Genomic DNA, 14,324 nt, shown 5'->3' with positions numbered 1-14,324 from the left:
GGCTAGCGTCTTTCTTTAACGAGAGAAGCCGCAAGCTCAGCCGCCCGCCAGGCCGCTCCACCCGGCCCTAAAGAAGCTTTTATCTTAGCAAGCTCTCGGCGCACCTTCTGGTTGTATTCCCGGTCATTCAGGTATTTTAAAAGGGCTTTGGCCAGGTTTTCCGGAGTAGCCTTCTCTTGCAAAAGCTCAGGCACCAGGGCTTTGCCTGCCAGCAAATTGGTGAGGCTGGCGTAAGGCACTTTTACCAATCTTTTGGCCAGCCAGTAACTCAGCCTATTGAGCTTATACGCCACCACCATGGGCACACCAACAATGGTGGCTTCAAGGGTTACTGTGCCAGAGGCGAGAAGTACGGCCTCTGACTGGGCCATAACATCATATTGATAACCTTTGACAACCTTTATCCCGTGAGTATTTAAAAAGAAATCATCAGGAAGGCCCTCGGCCCGAACAATTACCCCCTGAACCTCTGGCTTTTCCAGCTTAACCAGATTAAAGGCCTCGACAAAAAGAGGCAAAAGGTCTCTTACCTCGCGGCGGCGGCTGCCAGGGAAAATACCGACTATAGGTTTTTCAGGAGTAAGCCCCACGAGACGACAGAAAGTTTGACGATTAAGAGCGGGCTTGACTACGTCCACGAGAGGATGCCCCACAAAATGGACTTTATAGCCGTGACGGGCATAGAAATCCACTTCAAAAGGAAAAACTACGGCCATCTTATCCACCACGCGTTTTATAAGCCTTACCCGATAAGTACGCCAGGCCCACACCTGCGGGCTTATGAAGTAAAAAACCGGTACCTGACAACGTTTGGCGTATTTGGCAAGCCTCAAGTTAAATTCCGGAAAATCAATGAGAACCAAAAGATTAGGCGGATTTTCCCGCAATATTTTTTTTACTCTTTTAAAAACTCGCAAGACTTCACGCGCTTCCTGCACACTTGGAAGGCCTACTATGCTTAAGTTTTCAGCAGGATAAAGGCATTCGAAGCCAGTGGCTCTTAACTTTGGGCCCCCAATGCCTTGAATATGAACTCCTGGCAAAATCTCTCGTAAGGCCCTTACAAAAGAGGCCCCGTGAAGGTCACCAGAGCTTTCGCCAGCTACTAGGAAGACACGCAATGCCTTATGAGATCCGGAAGACAAGACCCTTCTCTCGCAAGAAAATGGGCTTTTTGTTTCTCTATCTCTTTTTTGATCTTAAAGGCCAAATCTAAGGCCTCAAAACCTTCTTCACCGCTCACCGGTGGCTTTTCCCCCTGGTTTATGGCAGAAATAAAGGCGCAAAGCTCTTCAAATAGTGGATCAACCTGAGAAAACTTCTCAGGTTCAGGCAAGGCACCGTTTCTCTGAGGGAGCTCCACCCGGGTAAAAGTGCTTTCAAGAGTATCAGCGGCCAAGTACGCCCCTTGCTGATAAACCCTGAAAGAACGCGAAGGCTTAAGCGCTATGCGGCTAGCCGTAAGGTTAGCTACCACTCCGTTTTTAAAGATGAGCCTTACACTGGCCAGGTCTATTTTATCAGTGATTACCGGCGCCCCGGTGGCCTGCACTTCTTTGATTTCTGAGTTTACGATGGTTAATACCAGGTCAAGGTCATGAATCATGAGGTCAAGGATAACATCTACATCCAGACAGCGAGCTGAAAACTTAGATACCCGCTGGGCTTCAATAAAAATTGGCTCTTTCACCTCGGCCAGAAGTTTTTTAATGGCCGGATTAAAGCGCTCTATGTGCCCTACCTGAAGGATTAAACCGAGCTTGTCCGCCAGTTTTACCAGCTCCCGGGCTTCATCGGGGGTGCTGGCCAAAGGCTTTTCCACAAACACGTGGCAACCAGCCTCAAGGGCCTTCTTAGTAACCTCAAAGTGATGCACTGTTGGCACTACAATAGAAACCGCTTTTACCAGGGGAAGAACTTCATGAAAATCATAAAAAGCCCGCGTAGCGCATTCACGAGCTACTTCATCTGCCCGTTCTGGAAGGACATCAACTACCCCTACCAGTTCGACCTCATCAAGCTGAGCCAATTTCTGGGCGTGAAATCTCCCGAGATGCCCAACGCCAATTACCGCTACTTTTAGTTTACTCATAACGCACTCCCACCACCACTATACCCACCTTATCGGCTAAAGACAAAACTTTTTCGCGGTCAAAAAAAAGAGAGCGTCCGGCTTCCAGGGCCAATACCCGGGCCTTGGCCTCAATCATGCTTTCTATGGTCTTAAGCCCTACAGAAGGTAGGTCAAAACGAGGGTCCTGCGAAGGCTTAAAAACCTTGACCACCACCGTGTCTTTCATCAAAGTGCCGGCTCTTTTGATAGTGGCGTCAGTGCCTTCAAGGGCCTCCACCGCTACTACCATGCGGTCTTTCACCACCACACACTGGCCAATATCAAGTTCACCAATGGCCTTGGCCATGGCAAAGCCGTAAATCACGTCTTCTATCTGGGCTGAGGTCGGTTTCTTTCTGGTCAAAACGCCCTCCGGCGTTAAAAGTTCGGGCAAATACTTGGTAGGCGAAATAACCTTAACCCCAATCTCTTCTATTTCCCTCGCCACCGCCCGCAAAATCTCGTCGTCGTTTCTGGTCTTAAGCTTTCGCCAGAGGGAAAATGTCTTCCGGTCAGGCCGGGCCGTTAAAATGGCCTTGTTTTTACGAATATGGCCAGCCAGGGCTACTTCTTCGGTGTTACTCTTTTTGAGAATTTCTAGGAGTTTGCCAAACTGGGTGATAGGGATTTCGTAGTATTCATCAGCAAGTTTTACCAAATCGGTGTTTCCTTGACCTTTAAAGGTAATTACCAAAAGGGGTTTACCGGCCTTTTTAACGGCCTTGGCAAAGAGAAGAGGGTATTGCCCACCACCAGCAATAAGGGCTACTTTTCTCAGCGGTTCATTCACTGAGGAACTTTCTGATAACACCCCGTTTACTCTCCCCTCCCACAAAGGTTACGAATTTTTCAATCACTTCCTCGTGAGGATATTCTAGTTTTATCTTTTGAAGGGCTTCTTTTATGGTTCCTTCTCTTAGGAAAATCTTTAAAGCCCGGTTGAGGGCTTTAATGCTTGCGGAAGCAAAACCCGCTCGCCTCAAACCTACTAAATTTAACCCGGCAATCTTGGCCGGAATACCAAAGACGCGCACAAACGGCGGCACGTCTTTATCCACTCCACTTAAACCAGAAACAAAGGCAAGCTCCCCAATACGGCAGAACTGATGCACCATAGCGCCACCACCCAGCACGGCCCCCCGGTCTATTTTTACATGCCCGCCAAGGTTTACGTTGTTGGTGAGGATTATCTCGTCAGCCAGCTTACAATCATGGCCAATGTGAGCGTAAGCCATGATAAAACAGCGGTTGCCTATACGGGTTAGACCGTCATCTAAAGTGGTGCCGCGGTGAATGGAAACATATTCCCGAATAACATTTTCTTCACCAATTTCTACGTAAGTGTTCTCCCCCTTACAGGCCAGATGCTGGGGAGGAAAACCTATGCTCACAAAAGGGCCTATCTTGTTATTGCGGCCTATTTTGGTGCGAGCGGAAATAACGCTATACGGGCCAATTTCGGTGCCTTCGCCAATTTCTACTTCTTCACCGATGATAACACCAGGGCCTAAGCTCACATTATCAGCAATTTTAGCCGAAGGATGGATACTTGCTTTCATGCTATCTTACCGCCGCGGTAACATCGGCTTCAGCCACCAGTTTATCGCCTACATAGACCTTGCCCGAAGTCTTCAAAATATTGCGGCGCGCTTTATAGCCTTCTAAAACAAACCTGGCCACATCCCCAGGATAAACAGGAGCCCTGAATTTGGCCTTTTCAATACTGGCAAAAACAAAGAGCCGCTCGCGAAACTCGGGATTAAGTTTCTTGAAAAAGATAATTCCCGTCTGCGCAATAGCCTCTACCAGAATCACTCCCGGAACTACTGGCTCACCGGGGAAATGTCCCTGAAAGAACTCTTCATTCCAGGTAAAACACTTAATAGCCTCAATCATGGGGACTTCTGGATCAAGCTTTACGACTTTATCTACAAAAAGAAAAGGATAGCGATGAGGCAGAAGCTCAAGGATTTCCTTTTGACTTATCTCGTTCATTTAACCTCTCCTCTAACTCGGCAATTTTGGCCTTAAGTTCTCTAAGTTCTTTGAGCATGTCAGGGAGCCTTTCATAGGCGGCCACACAACGCCGCCACTTCGCTATTTCCTGGGCTGGGGCTCCGGCAACGGCCTTTCCTGACGGTACTTCCTTGGCTACACCGGCTTTGGCCGCCACCATCACCTGGTCTCCGAGGTTAGCCGATATACCGGCCTGACCGCCAACCAGAACGAAATTACCCACCCGCACGCTTCCGGTAAAGCCGGCCTGGCCAGCAAAAGCGCAGCCTCTTCCAATCTGAACGTTGTGGGCAATCTGGACGAGATTGTCTATTTTGGTGCCCGGGCCGATTTTAGTTGCGCCAAAGGTGCCGCGGTCAATGGTGGTGTTAGCGCCGATTTCTACTTCCTCGGCCATTTCTACCCGGCCAAAATGGGGAATTTTTAAGTGCCGTCCGTTTTCCTGGGCGTAGCCAAAGCCATCTGAGCCAACCACTGCGCCGGCGTGAATAATTGTTTTCGGCCCGACTTTAGTACGCGGATAAATCACTGCGTTAGGGTAGATAACAACCTCTTCGGCTATCTCTACCTCCTCTCCCACGTAAACTCCAGGATAAAGCACGGCTCGGGGGCCGATTTTTGCATTTTCAGCAACGTAAACAAAAGGGTAAACACTTGCCTCTTCGTGGATATCTGCTCCCTCAGCCACAAAGGCCAGACGGCTTACTCCTTTTGGGTGTTCCTTTTGCTCGTAGAAAAGAAAGCCAATTTTGGCCACCGCAGCGCGCACATTGGGAGTTATAAGCAGGCTTTTTCCTCCTATCTTGCCTGCTAGCGCAGGGGATACCAAAATGGCCTTAGCCCGGGAGTTCTTGGCCGCTTCAACAAATTTCCCTGACTCTAGGAAAGATAATTCCGTTTCTCCGGCCAGCTCAAGGGCATTTAGGCCGGTTATTTCCAGGTCTTCTCCTTTTAGTTCAGCGCCAACAAACGCCGCTAATTCGCTTAGCTTCTTTCTCAAAGTGCTCTCCTAAATTTGGTTTTAGCCATCATACATTTTCTAGATTTAGTCGTAAATATTTTCATACGTAAATCTCTCGTTCTTTTTCATCAAAAATGATTTTTACCGCTACTTTTTCAAGATTTCGGGCTTTTGGGGCGTATTTTTTAACCAGCTTGGCCGCTTCTTCTAAATCTTCCTCGCGAAATATTAAAAAAAGGCCTAAAGGCCCGGGTATATCCGAAAGTTTTAAAAGGACGCTATCTTTCGGGGACAGGCGAAAAATTTTTTCGTTTTCTTCGGCGTTACGCCCAAGTATAAGCCAGCTCCCTTTGGATAACTCAAAATGCCTACCAAAAGTCAAAACCTCGGCCTCCCACGGGGCTACTTTTCCGTCTTTTAGCTCAAAGTAACGCTTAATTCGCGGGGCAATAGCCGGATCCGTGAGCAGGCACCCCCCGGCCGGAGAGGGAATCTTCCTAAGACCAAGCTCTTTAGCCAGGGCCAATTGCCTTTTTCGTCCACGCCCGGAAATATCAAGAAGTTTCTCTCTCTTAACAATTCCTTGTTTTTCCGGGAGGGTCTCTTTAAGTTTTAGGGCCGATAACGGGCGTAATAGAAGCCCCTCAAGCCCGGTGGCCTTTTCAATGTGCCTCAAAGAGTGTTTAAGTTGGGACATAGGACGCTGGCCTACCACCTCACCAGTGATTATAAAACCAGCCCCAAGTTCGTCTAAAAGACTCTTGGCCTCCTTCAACATGAGGATCTTGCAGTCAAGGCAGGGGTTAAACTGGCTTCCGTATCCATGCAGCGGGGCTTTTAATATTTCCAAGTATTTTTCAGTGATGTCTTTTATTAGGCCAGCAGTAAAACCGAATTCTTCCCTGATGTACTGGTCAAACTCTTTTTCGCGCCCTTTCCATTGCCAGCCGAAAAAAGGCGTAATAAAACGCACGGCTACTACGTCTATTTCCTGCGAGGCAATAAGCTTCCCCGCTAAAATGCTATCCAGACCTTCAGAAAATAGAAGTAGAGCTTTTTTCTTCATAGGCCAAGAAGTTTCTTAGCTACGTCTCTGGCCGTAGGGTCGCCTAGCATGCGGGCAATTTCTTCTACTCTTTCTTCGTTTGAAAGAGGCCTTATGGAAGTAAGGGCCTCATCGCTTGTAATTTCTTTTTCCACCACAAAGTGCTGGCTGGCCAGGGCAGCTATTTGCGGCAGGTGGGTAACGCAGATTACCTGGTAATTGGTAGCAAGTTCTGCCAGAAGCTTCCCTAAACGATGGGCCACCATACCGCCAACACCTGCGTCTATTTCGTCAAAAATAAGGGCCTGGGCCGAGGCTCTTTTTGAAAGCGCGGCCTTTATGGCCAGAAAGAAACGCGAAAGCTCACCCCCTGAGGCCACCTCAGCCATGGGCCGCCAAGGGGCTTTAGGATGGGTGGTGACTAAAAACTCAACCTGGTCAAAACCTGTAGGAGAAAGATCTTTCCTCGTAAAGGAAATACGAAACCTTGCTCCTTCAAGGGCAAGTTCTTTAAGGAGCCTGTTTACATTTTGGCTTAAAAGCTCAGCGGTCTGTTTGCGCCTGTTAGAAAGTTCTTCGGCCAGCTCCAAGGCCTTCTTTTCGGCAAGCTTGGCTTCTTCTTCAAGTTCCTGTAAGTGTTCTTCACCTGTAGAAATATCTTCCAGGTCTTTTTTTATTTTTTCATAATGAGAAAGCACGTCTTCAAGTGTGGGCCCGTATTTGCGCTTCAAACGCTTTATGGCAAAAAGCCTCTCCTCCAGGGCTTCTAACTCATCTGGGGCAATTTCAAGGCTTCTCAAATAATCAGAAAGCTCAAGACTTACATCCTCAAGCTCGTAGCTGAGTGTTTCAAGCCTTTCGGCTAGGGGTGCAAGTTTTTTATCAAATTCTAACGCCTGGCCCAGAGACTTTTTGGCCGCAGAAACTAAAGAAAAACTTTTTTCCACTCCTGCGTTAGCGTTACTGGCAAGATCTTTCAAGCGGGCCAGGTTTTTGAGGCGCTTTAGCTTTTCTTCTATCTCTATATCTTCTCCCGGCTCAGGGGAGACAGCCTCTATTTCCTGCAGTTGAAACTTAAGGAAGTCTTCTTCTTTTAAGGCGTTTTTTACCTTTTCTTGAAGGGATTGGAGCTTTTCTAGTTTTTGACGAAAGTCAAGATAGGCCTCTTCGTAAGCTTTTCTTAAAGAAAATAGTTCGCCAAAGGTATCAATGGTAAGAAGGCGTTCTTCAGGCTTGTTAAGTGTCTGATACTCGTGCTGGCCAGCAATGACTACGAGATCACTTAAAATTTCTGAAAGCATCTGAAGGGTAACTGGAGAACCGTTAAGATAGGCCCGGGAGCGGTCAGGAGTAATGACTCGCCTTATAATTAATTCATGAGTAGGCTCAAGGCCAAATTTTTCAAGGTGTCTTTTCGTTCTCTCGTCAGCTGAGACTACGGCTTCAAGGATGGCCTCTTTAGCTCCTGGCCTAATAAGGCCCGGGCTGCTGCGCGCCCCAAGGGCGAGTTTTAGACTTTTTATTAAAAGGGATTTGCCTGTCCCCGTCTCACCGGTAAAAACAACAAAGCCCGGCTCAAAACTGAGTCGGGCCTCTTCTATTAAAACGAAGTTCTTAAGCCTTAATTCCAGAAGCATTTAAAGGTATTTCTCGGCCAAAAGCTCGGCGATTTGAACCGCGTTGGTAGCTGCTCCTTTGCGGAGATTATCCGCCACTACCCATAGGTTCAAACCGTTTTCAATGGATTCATCTTCGCGAATGCGGCCAACGAAAACTTCGTCCCGGCCGGCAATTTCAATCTGTAGAGGATATTTCTTCTCGCCAGGCTCGTCTATAACCACGATGCCAGGAAAATTGCTAAGAAGTTCCCTTGCTTTCTCAGCGGAGATCTTCTTTTCGGTTTCAATATTTACCGCCTCGGCGTGCCCGTAAAACACCGGCACTCTCACCGTGGTAGCGGTAACGCCGATTTTTTCGTCTTCCATAATTTTTTTGGTCTCATTTACCATTTTCATCTCTTCTTTGGTGTAGCCATTATCTAAAAAAACATCTATGTGCGGCAGACAATTAAAGGCAATCTGGTGAGGGAAAACCTGAGGCTCAGGAAGTGTCTCTCCTTTACACCAGGCCTTGGTCTGATCCATAAGTTCGTTTATAGCCTTCTGCCCGGCCCCGGATACCGCCTGATATGTAGAAACCACCACCCGCTTAATACGGCTAAAATCGTAAAGGGGTTTTAAGGCCACAACCATCTGAATGGTTGAACAATTGGGATTGGCAATTATGCCCTTATTTTTGTAATCCGCTACCGCGTGAGGATTAACCTCTGGCACTACGAGGGGAACTTGAGGGTCCATACGCCAAGCACTGGAGTTGTCAACCACTACGGCGCCGTCAGCGGCAAATTTAGGGGCGTATTCCAGGCTACGCGAAGCCCCGGCTGAGAAAAGGGCTATGTCTATACCGGAAAAACTTTTTTGTTCGCCCAAAACTTCAACTTCTATTTCTTCGCCTTTGAAAGGGATTTTTAAACCACGAGATCTTTCTGAAGCAAAAAGGCGTAGGTTTTTAACGGGAAAGTTCCTTTCCTCAAGCACCTGAAGCATCATTCTTCCCACCGCTCCAGTGGCCCCCACTACGGCTACGTTAAACTCTTTCATGTTCGCCTCCTAAAGTTTATAAAAAACGGTCACAGCGAATATTATAAAATAATTCTTCAAGTTCAGGGGTTAATTCGTCATAATATTCCCTCACGCTGAAAGAATTCCCACAGCTCTCACAACGGAGAGCAATACGGCGTCAGGTCCTAACTAAATAAAGTTCACCAGCACAATTACGACATTTAAGACCTACTTTTTGCCCAAGCCTGATCATAAAACCTCCCTTATTTTAGACGCAATATAAAGAAAAAAGACATTTTTGCCAATGGAGAAGGGGCGCGACTAGCGCGCCCGTTATTAAAATAGAGGAGGTATTAGGGTGTATTTCTAAAAGAAATAATACAAAACTTTATATAAAAAAGCAAATATTTTAATATTTTTTAGTAAAATCTCTATAAGATTATATATAGGAATTGTTCCTAAAGCCCCTTAACATTTCTTTTGAACACTTTTAACTTTTCAAAACCTGACCAAAATTCTTAAAGAAAAATCTAGAAAGATTTGATAATCATTTCTTTGAGATTTTACTTTTTCAAAAATCAGCTCGATATGTGTTGTCAGAAAGAAAGAAATCTATTATCCACAACGATGTAAACTTTGAATAGGAGAAGGTAAATGCAGTGCCAGAGGCTTAAAAGACTAGCCAGAGACTGGTATCAAATGGTAAAAGAGGACGCTCTGGCGCCGGCCCGTATGATGGAGCTAATAGAAAGACACGTCAAGCAATGCCCTGTTTGCCAAGCTGATCCGGATCTTCCCGAAGAAATAGAAAAGATTCGCGAGATCATAAGGGCTCCGCAGCCGGTAATCAAAATCGAAGAATAAACTCACTCTTGCCCTTCCTAAAAAAAAGGCTAAATTAAAGAATACAAGGTGCCCCCGTAGCTCAACCGGATAGAGCAGCGGCCTTCTAAGCCGTTGGTTGGGGGTTCGAGTCCTCCCGGGGGCACCAATAATTTCAAGGGTTTCAGAAAGCGGGTTTCCCTCACCTAGCATTTTTCCCCACCTATTCCCCACCTGAGAGCGAAAATTGGCCCCTTACCCGGATGATTTACCTTGTGCCTAGGCAAGGTAGCAGATAAGTATTCATTCATGCCGAAGAGGCTCAAGCTCAAAATCAAGGCTCCTCAGAAAAAGACCTACCAAAAAAAGGGCTTCTCTGAAGACATCATCATCCCTGATTGGTTTGATACCTGGTTCCAGAGAAACTTTGGCCATAAGCGGTTCTGGAAGCCAGTAAATATAGCAGAAGTTTTAGACCGCCATCCTGACCTGGTCTATCGGGCATTAAAGGCAGGAGACCTGGAATATGTCAAGCTTGGGCAGAGGTCTTACGTCATACCGGTTAAATCTCTTTACTGCTGGCTAAGCTCCCGGCTAGTCAGCCAAATCGAAGACGATTGACACCCTGGAATGCGTAGTAAGGGCAGTTTTTGCAGTCCTTCTCGTCCCCTCCGCAACCGGCCCTTATGACGATTTCTGCTGCACTTTCAGCATGAGAGAGAAGCCTCTCTTTCTTGTTCGGATGATTACAGCTGAGAAGGTTAACCACAATCTTTGAAGGGTAGTTCTCCTCAGCGATGGAGAGGCTCTCCACTTTCTTCTCCAGGGTATCAAGCTTTCTTCTTAACATGGCCCTCTCCTTCAAGCTCTTTGAGTCTTTTTTCTATGGCTTCCAGGCGTTCTTTAAGCTCCAGATGTTCGTGAAGCTTAAGGACCAAGTCAAGGATAGACCTAGCCGCCTGGACGGCCACGTAGCCTGATTTGTGATGGCAAAGGCGCTCCAGGGTCTCAATAGCAGTCTCGGTGGCCGAGAGGAGCCTTCCGTGTGCCCGTTTCAGGCGCTCCTGGTGTAGCTCGGAAAGCCGGGCCTTGATCTCAGGCTCATTTGCCCATCGCCAGGCCGTGGCCCGGCTTATGCCGAGCTTCTTTCCAGCCTGCTCGTTGGAAAGCCCGCCGGAAAGTAGCTCGACGAATTTGGCCTTTTTAGGAGACAAAGGTTTCATTTTTTTTCAAGCGTCTCACATTGTTTCTTAAGATTTTAACTCTTCATCAAGCACTTTTTCCAGTTCTTCAATTGGAGATAGCGGAGTAATGGAAATTTTCCTTCCAATGAGGGCCTCGACGGCCCTGATGAGATAAATAGCGCAAATTCCCCAGGAGATGGCCTCTTCGATGAGGCCTTCTTTCTGGTCTGAAGTCTTGCGGTTAAGGTCCTGGTAGGTATCTACGGCCTCTTCCACAAGCTCGGCAAGGCGGGTGAGAAATTCTTTTTTGTTCATAATTTTCTCCTCGAGACCTCTTCGTTTTCAAGGATCTCTTCCATAAGGTCGTTTACTCTTTCTTCAGCCCTTTTCCGCACCTCCCAGGCGGCTTCTCTCGCCGGCTCTTCCCAGGGTGTGGCCTGGGAGAGGATCTTTCCGATCCGCTCGATCTCGGCAGCCAGGTCCTCGATGAGCGCCTTGATCTTCTCCGGCTCAGCCTCCGCGGCGGAGACGAGATTTAGTTTGAAGGCTAACCGTTCCAGCCACTCTCCGGTTTGAATGCGGTTGAATTCCCAGGCAAGGCCATTTCCCGCCTGGAGTTCGGAGATGCGCACGAGGAGCATCCCCAGGGCCTCAAGGTCCCGGTCTGTGAGGATGGGGTTTTGGGCAAGGCCTGAAATGCCCTGATAATCCAGGACATTAACGGTCTGGTGATCTGGGGCCTCGCCTTGCTCTTCAGCCCATTTCTCCCGCAGGGCCATGATCTCACGGGCTGCTCGCTGGCCACGAGCAGCAGCCACCATAAGCCTGCCGACGGCCTCTCCCGCCCCAAAGGAAGGGATTAGGGCCTCTGCCAGGTTTGCCTGGGCCTGGTTGTAATACCTGGGGAAAGCTTTCTCCTTCATGGTTCCTCCTCCTCGGTGGTTTGGTTTAGTCCTTTCACAGAAATGGGCTTCTTTGCCTGAAAACCGCAGCGTAGAAGCCCACTTGAGAGGCGATCTCCGCCAACAGGTAGGTAGATACCTGTTTGAAGAGATCGTCAAAAATTCTTCAAAAAAGGCCTTGGTATTCAAGGGTTTCAGGATTTCAATTTTCACAGAAGGCCTATTTTGAAGGCTCATCCGAAACCCTTCCCTCTTGTTCTAAGAATTGGGCGTAGATTTTTTCTGTTCTGAACGGCCAGAGGGGGCAGAGCTTTACCGGACAGAGACGAACCTCCCTTTGACTCCAGCAAGAGCAGTCCAGGCATTTGGCTTGAATAGCTTTTAGAGGAGTCAACCTGCCGGTCTTGGTTCCATCCTTGGTTCGCCAGGTGTGGATTACCGCCATTTTTACCTCCTCTTCCGTTGTCGGGGGCTTATAGTCTTTCTATCATGCTATGATGATAGTAAGCCTATAGTAACAATTAGTCAAGATGTAGGTCTATCTTGCTAAAAAGATAAAAAGTGGCTATAAATTCATCAGGAGGAAAGAATGGGGAAAGATCGTAGGCCTTTTTCCACCAAGCTTGATCGGAAATTATTGAAAGAAATAAGACATTTATCGGTAGAGTTAGAAAGGCCTCTAAACGACCTCCTCGAGGAGGCTATGAGGGATCTTCTCCGCAAGTATGGCCGGGAAGTGGCGGAGGAGAAAAATGAAGCTTAACTTCACTCCAGGCGAATTCAGTTTCGAGTTGATTAGCCCTGATTGGGAACAGAAAGAAGAAAGTGCGCCAAAACAAGGTAGCCACTCGGAAGAAGGCCAGTTGGAATAGAAACCTGAACGCCAGCCAAAAGCTCAAAGACATCTCCGGCCTGGCCGAAATCAAAAAAGCCACCTAATCAGTTGAATTCAGCTGAATTTTTTGAAATTCCACTCGGCTATCGCCAGGGTTATGAGATCTGCCCCCTCGCCCTTGGTCCTGGGCCTGGGCAGGCCCCACCGCTCACAAAACTCAATCTGCTTCTCCGTGGGCGGGTAGTTCCGCCAGGAGGCGTCCGGCCTGTAAAGGGCTGCCGCCCCCTGATCCCGAAGCACTCCGTTAGCCACACCAAAAGCCAATTCGATGTCCACGGGCCGAGAAGTGAGAGCCCGGATGCCTTCTTGCTCGATAAGGTAAGGCACAAAAAGCTCTTCCCTTTTGGTCTTCTTGACTCGCCGGATGTAAAGCGTCCGGCCGTCTCCCAGGCTTGCGGCCCAACCGTGTTCTCCCTGGGCCCAGTAGAAAGCCGAAGGATCGAAGATCTGGCGCTCCTCCACCCCCAGGATCTGGGAAGCGAGGGCAAGGTCTAGCTGGACGCTCTCCCTACTTCCCCTCCCCACGGCCTCTTCAAGCTCAATCCGGCGCTTTAGCTTCGGATCAAGGTCTGCGATGGAAACCAGGCTGTGACGGCTTGAGTTGTCAAGCAAATCAAGCACTAAACAGTCCTTCTTTCCAGGGTAAAGCCTTAACCCCCGGCCCACCATCTGCACATAAAGGGCCTTGCTTGCTGTGGGCCGGGCGAGGAGAAGGCAGTCCACCGCCGGGTCGTCAAAACCTTCGGTTAACACCTGGCAGTTCGTGATGATCGGGATCTCACCCCGGGCGAAGGCCTTGAGCATGGCCCGGCGTTCTTCAAGAGGGGTCTGGCCGGTTACGGTCTGAGCTTCCACACCGTAGGCCCGGAAGGTCTCAGCCAGGTCCCGGGCGTGCTTTACATCCACACAAAAGGTTATGGTCTTGCGCCCTTTTGCCAGTTCAAGCCAGGTCTCAACGGCAAACTCATTCCGCTCCGGGGTGTTAACGGTCTGAGCCAGCTGGTTGACCGCAAAATCCCCGGCCCGATAGTCAAACCTCACTCCGGAGAGATCACACCCGGTCTTGACCGCCCGATAGTCAATCCCGCAAAGATAGCCATCCGCTATGGCCTCAAGGACGCTGTATTCAAAGACTACCTCTTCAAAGATTTCCCGGAGGCTCTCCCCGTCTCTGCGGAAGAGGGTCGCCGAGACGCCCAGGATCTTCATGGCCGGGTTGAGCTCAAGTAGCCGGTCAAGGGTCTCCCGGTAGGTTGACGCCGCCGCATGGTGGGCCTCATCTATCACGAGGAGGTCAAAACCATGGGGCAAGCGGTCAAGCCTGCGCCATAGGGTTTGGATCGAAGCCAGGACTATGGGGCAGTCCGGCTCAAACCGCTCGGCCTTGATAATGCCCGGCTCAGGTGCTCCGGGCCACACCAGGGAGAGCTTCTCGGCTGGCTGTCGAATAAGTTCATCCCGGTGAGCAATGATGAGGACACGGCCCCCGGCCTCAACCACACCCCGGGCCAGGGCTAGGAAGACGATGGTCTTTCCGCATCCGGTCGGAAGCGAGATCGCCACCGACTGCCGCCCATCAAGGTAGGCGTCCATTATGCGCTCAAGGACCCTCCCCTGGTAGGGGCGTAACAGCAGGTCACTCCGAGGCCTCACCAGGGACCAGGTAAGGCCTTGACTGTGAACCGAGCTTTGCAGTAGGTTAGTTTCAAGTCCGGCTTCAAGTCTCATACTCATCTTCATCCCCCAGGCCATGGTCTTTGGACCA

The 14,324-nt window shown here is 49.0% G+C and carries 18 protein-coding genes and 1 tRNA gene; 4 read left to right on the top strand and 15 right to left on the bottom strand.

Going from position 1 to position 14,324, the window contains the following annotated elements; translation table 11 throughout:
* Positions 1 to 2: 2 nt before the first annotated feature.
* From lpxB to THEIN_RS12470, 10 genes are all read right to left on the bottom strand, one after another.
* Positions 3 to 1,121 (bottom strand): lipid-A-disaccharide synthase, encoded by a 1,119-nt coding sequence (lpxB, locus tag THEIN_RS07750; RefSeq protein WP_052299059.1) that lies wholly within the window; start codon positions 1,119 to 1,121, stop codon positions 3 to 5.
* Positions 1,106 to 2,092 carry a Gfo/Idh/MocA family protein gene (locus THEIN_RS07745; RefSeq protein WP_013908124.1) on the bottom strand — a complete coding sequence of 329 codons (987 nt, stop codon included), beginning with the start codon at positions 2,090 to 2,092 and terminating at the stop codon, positions 1,106 to 1,108. Before THEIN_RS07745 ends, lpxB begins: the two co-directional genes overlap by 16 nt.
* Complete coding sequence (locus THEIN_RS07740; protein WP_041434609.1) at positions 2,085 to 2,903, bottom strand: LpxI family protein; 819 nt, start codon at positions 2,901 to 2,903, stop codon at positions 2,085 to 2,087. The genes THEIN_RS07745 and THEIN_RS07740 overlap by 8 nt, the downstream gene beginning before the upstream one ends.
* Positions 2,896 to 3,672: an acyl-ACP--UDP-N-acetylglucosamine O-acyltransferase gene (lpxA, locus tag THEIN_RS07735; protein ID WP_013908122.1), complete on the bottom strand. Its 777-nt coding sequence runs from the start codon at positions 3,670 to 3,672 to the stop codon at positions 2,896 to 2,898. Before lpxA ends, THEIN_RS07740 begins: the two co-directional genes overlap by 8 nt.
* A 1-nt stretch (position 3,673) precedes the next feature.
* Positions 3,674 to 4,108: a 3-hydroxyacyl-ACP dehydratase FabZ gene (gene fabZ, locus THEIN_RS07730; RefSeq protein WP_013908121.1), complete on the bottom strand. Its 435-nt coding sequence runs from the start codon at positions 4,106 to 4,108 to the stop codon at positions 3,674 to 3,676.
* Positions 4,077 to 5,129, bottom strand: coding sequence for a UDP-3-O-(3-hydroxymyristoyl)glucosamine N-acyltransferase (gene lpxD, locus THEIN_RS07725; RefSeq protein ID WP_013908120.1), 1,053 nt, complete (start codon positions 5,127 to 5,129; stop codon positions 4,077 to 4,079). The genes fabZ and lpxD overlap by 32 nt, the downstream gene beginning before the upstream one ends.
* A 61-nt stretch (positions 5,130 to 5,190) precedes the next feature.
* Positions 5,191 to 6,156, bottom strand: coding sequence for a hypothetical protein (locus THEIN_RS07720; protein ID WP_013908119.1), 966 nt, complete (start codon positions 6,154 to 6,156; stop codon positions 5,191 to 5,193).
* Positions 6,153 to 7,772 carry a DNA repair protein RecN gene (recN, locus tag THEIN_RS07715; protein ID WP_013908118.1) on the bottom strand — a complete coding sequence of 540 codons (1,620 nt, stop codon included), beginning with the start codon at positions 7,770 to 7,772 and terminating at the stop codon, positions 6,153 to 6,155. Before recN ends, THEIN_RS07720 begins: the two co-directional genes overlap by 4 nt.
* Positions 7,773 to 8,795 carry an aspartate-semialdehyde dehydrogenase gene (locus THEIN_RS07710; RefSeq protein WP_013908117.1) on the bottom strand — a complete coding sequence of 341 codons (1,023 nt, stop codon included), beginning with the start codon at positions 8,793 to 8,795 and terminating at the stop codon, positions 7,773 to 7,775. It lies immediately after the preceding gene.
* A 16-nt stretch (positions 8,796 to 8,811) separates the two neighbouring features.
* Positions 8,812 to 9,009: a dual CXXC motif small (seleno)protein gene (locus THEIN_RS12470; protein ID WP_013908116.1), complete on the bottom strand. Its 198-nt coding sequence runs from the start codon at positions 9,007 to 9,009 to the stop codon at positions 8,812 to 8,814.
* Between the two features lie 401 nt (positions 9,010 to 9,410).
* Between THEIN_RS12470 and THEIN_RS07705 the strand changes: the two genes are divergently transcribed.
* From THEIN_RS07705 to THEIN_RS07695, 3 genes are all read left to right on the top strand, one after another.
* A complete protein-coding gene (locus tag THEIN_RS07705; protein ID WP_013908115.1) occupies positions 9,411 to 9,620 on the top strand; it encodes a hypothetical protein in 210 nt (69 codons plus the stop codon).
* 50 nt (positions 9,621 to 9,670) lie between these two features.
* Positions 9,671 to 9,747 (top strand) — tRNA-Arg (locus THEIN_RS07700).
* Between the two features lie 140 nt (positions 9,748 to 9,887).
* On the top strand, positions 9,888 to 10,199 hold the full coding sequence (locus tag THEIN_RS07695; RefSeq protein WP_041434606.1) for a hypothetical protein: 312 nt from the start codon (positions 9,888 to 9,890) through the stop codon (positions 10,197 to 10,199).
* Here the strand turns inward: THEIN_RS07695 and THEIN_RS07690 are convergent.
* From THEIN_RS07690 to THEIN_RS07675, 4 genes are read right to left on the bottom strand one after another with little or no spacing between them, the layout of a single operon-like run.
* The gene (locus THEIN_RS07690) at positions 10,177 to 10,428 is read right to left on the bottom strand and encodes an adenine nucleotide alpha hydrolase family protein (RefSeq protein ID WP_013908114.1); all 252 of its coding nucleotides are present in this window, start codon (positions 10,426 to 10,428) and stop codon (positions 10,177 to 10,179) included. The two genes, THEIN_RS07695 and THEIN_RS07690, sit on opposite strands and share 23 nt — an antisense overlap.
* Positions 10,409 to 10,801 carry a helix-turn-helix domain-containing protein gene (locus tag THEIN_RS07685; protein WP_013908113.1) on the bottom strand — a complete coding sequence of 131 codons (393 nt, stop codon included), beginning with the start codon at positions 10,799 to 10,801 and terminating at the stop codon, positions 10,409 to 10,411. Before THEIN_RS07685 ends, THEIN_RS07690 begins: the two co-directional genes overlap by 20 nt.
* A gap of 27 nt (positions 10,802 to 10,828) precedes the next feature.
* Positions 10,829 to 11,077 carry a hypothetical protein gene (locus THEIN_RS07680; RefSeq protein ID WP_013908112.1) on the bottom strand — a complete coding sequence of 83 codons (249 nt, stop codon included), beginning with the start codon at positions 11,075 to 11,077 and terminating at the stop codon, positions 10,829 to 10,831.
* Complete coding sequence (locus THEIN_RS07675) at positions 11,074 to 11,685, bottom strand: hypothetical protein (RefSeq protein ID WP_013908111.1); 612 nt, start codon at positions 11,683 to 11,685, stop codon at positions 11,074 to 11,076. Before THEIN_RS07675 ends, THEIN_RS07680 begins: the two co-directional genes overlap by 4 nt.
* A gap of 568 nt (positions 11,686 to 12,253) precedes the next feature.
* On the opposite strand from THEIN_RS07675, the gene THEIN_RS12040 reads away from it, so the two are divergent.
* Positions 12,254 to 12,427, top strand: a complete 174-nt coding sequence (locus THEIN_RS12040) for a ribbon-helix-helix domain-containing protein (protein WP_013908109.1) — start codon at positions 12,254 to 12,256, stop codon at positions 12,425 to 12,427.
* Positions 12,428 to 12,613: 186 nt separating this feature from the next.
* On the opposite strand, the gene THEIN_RS07660 is transcribed toward THEIN_RS12040, so the two are convergent.
* Positions 12,614 to 14,287 (bottom strand): DEAD/DEAH box helicase, encoded by a 1,674-nt coding sequence (locus THEIN_RS07660; RefSeq protein WP_169311163.1) that lies wholly within the window; start codon positions 14,285 to 14,287, stop codon positions 12,614 to 12,616.
* Between the last annotated feature and the right edge of the window lie 37 nt (positions 14,288 to 14,324).

The organism is Thermodesulfatator indicus DSM 15286, assembly GCF_000217795.1.
Classification (GTDB): domain Bacteria; phylum Desulfobacterota; class Thermodesulfobacteria; order Thermodesulfobacteriales; family Thermodesulfatatoraceae; genus Thermodesulfatator; species Thermodesulfatator indicus.
Note: the sequence above shows the minus strand (reverse complement) of the source record. Positions and strands in the feature narration are given on the sequence as shown.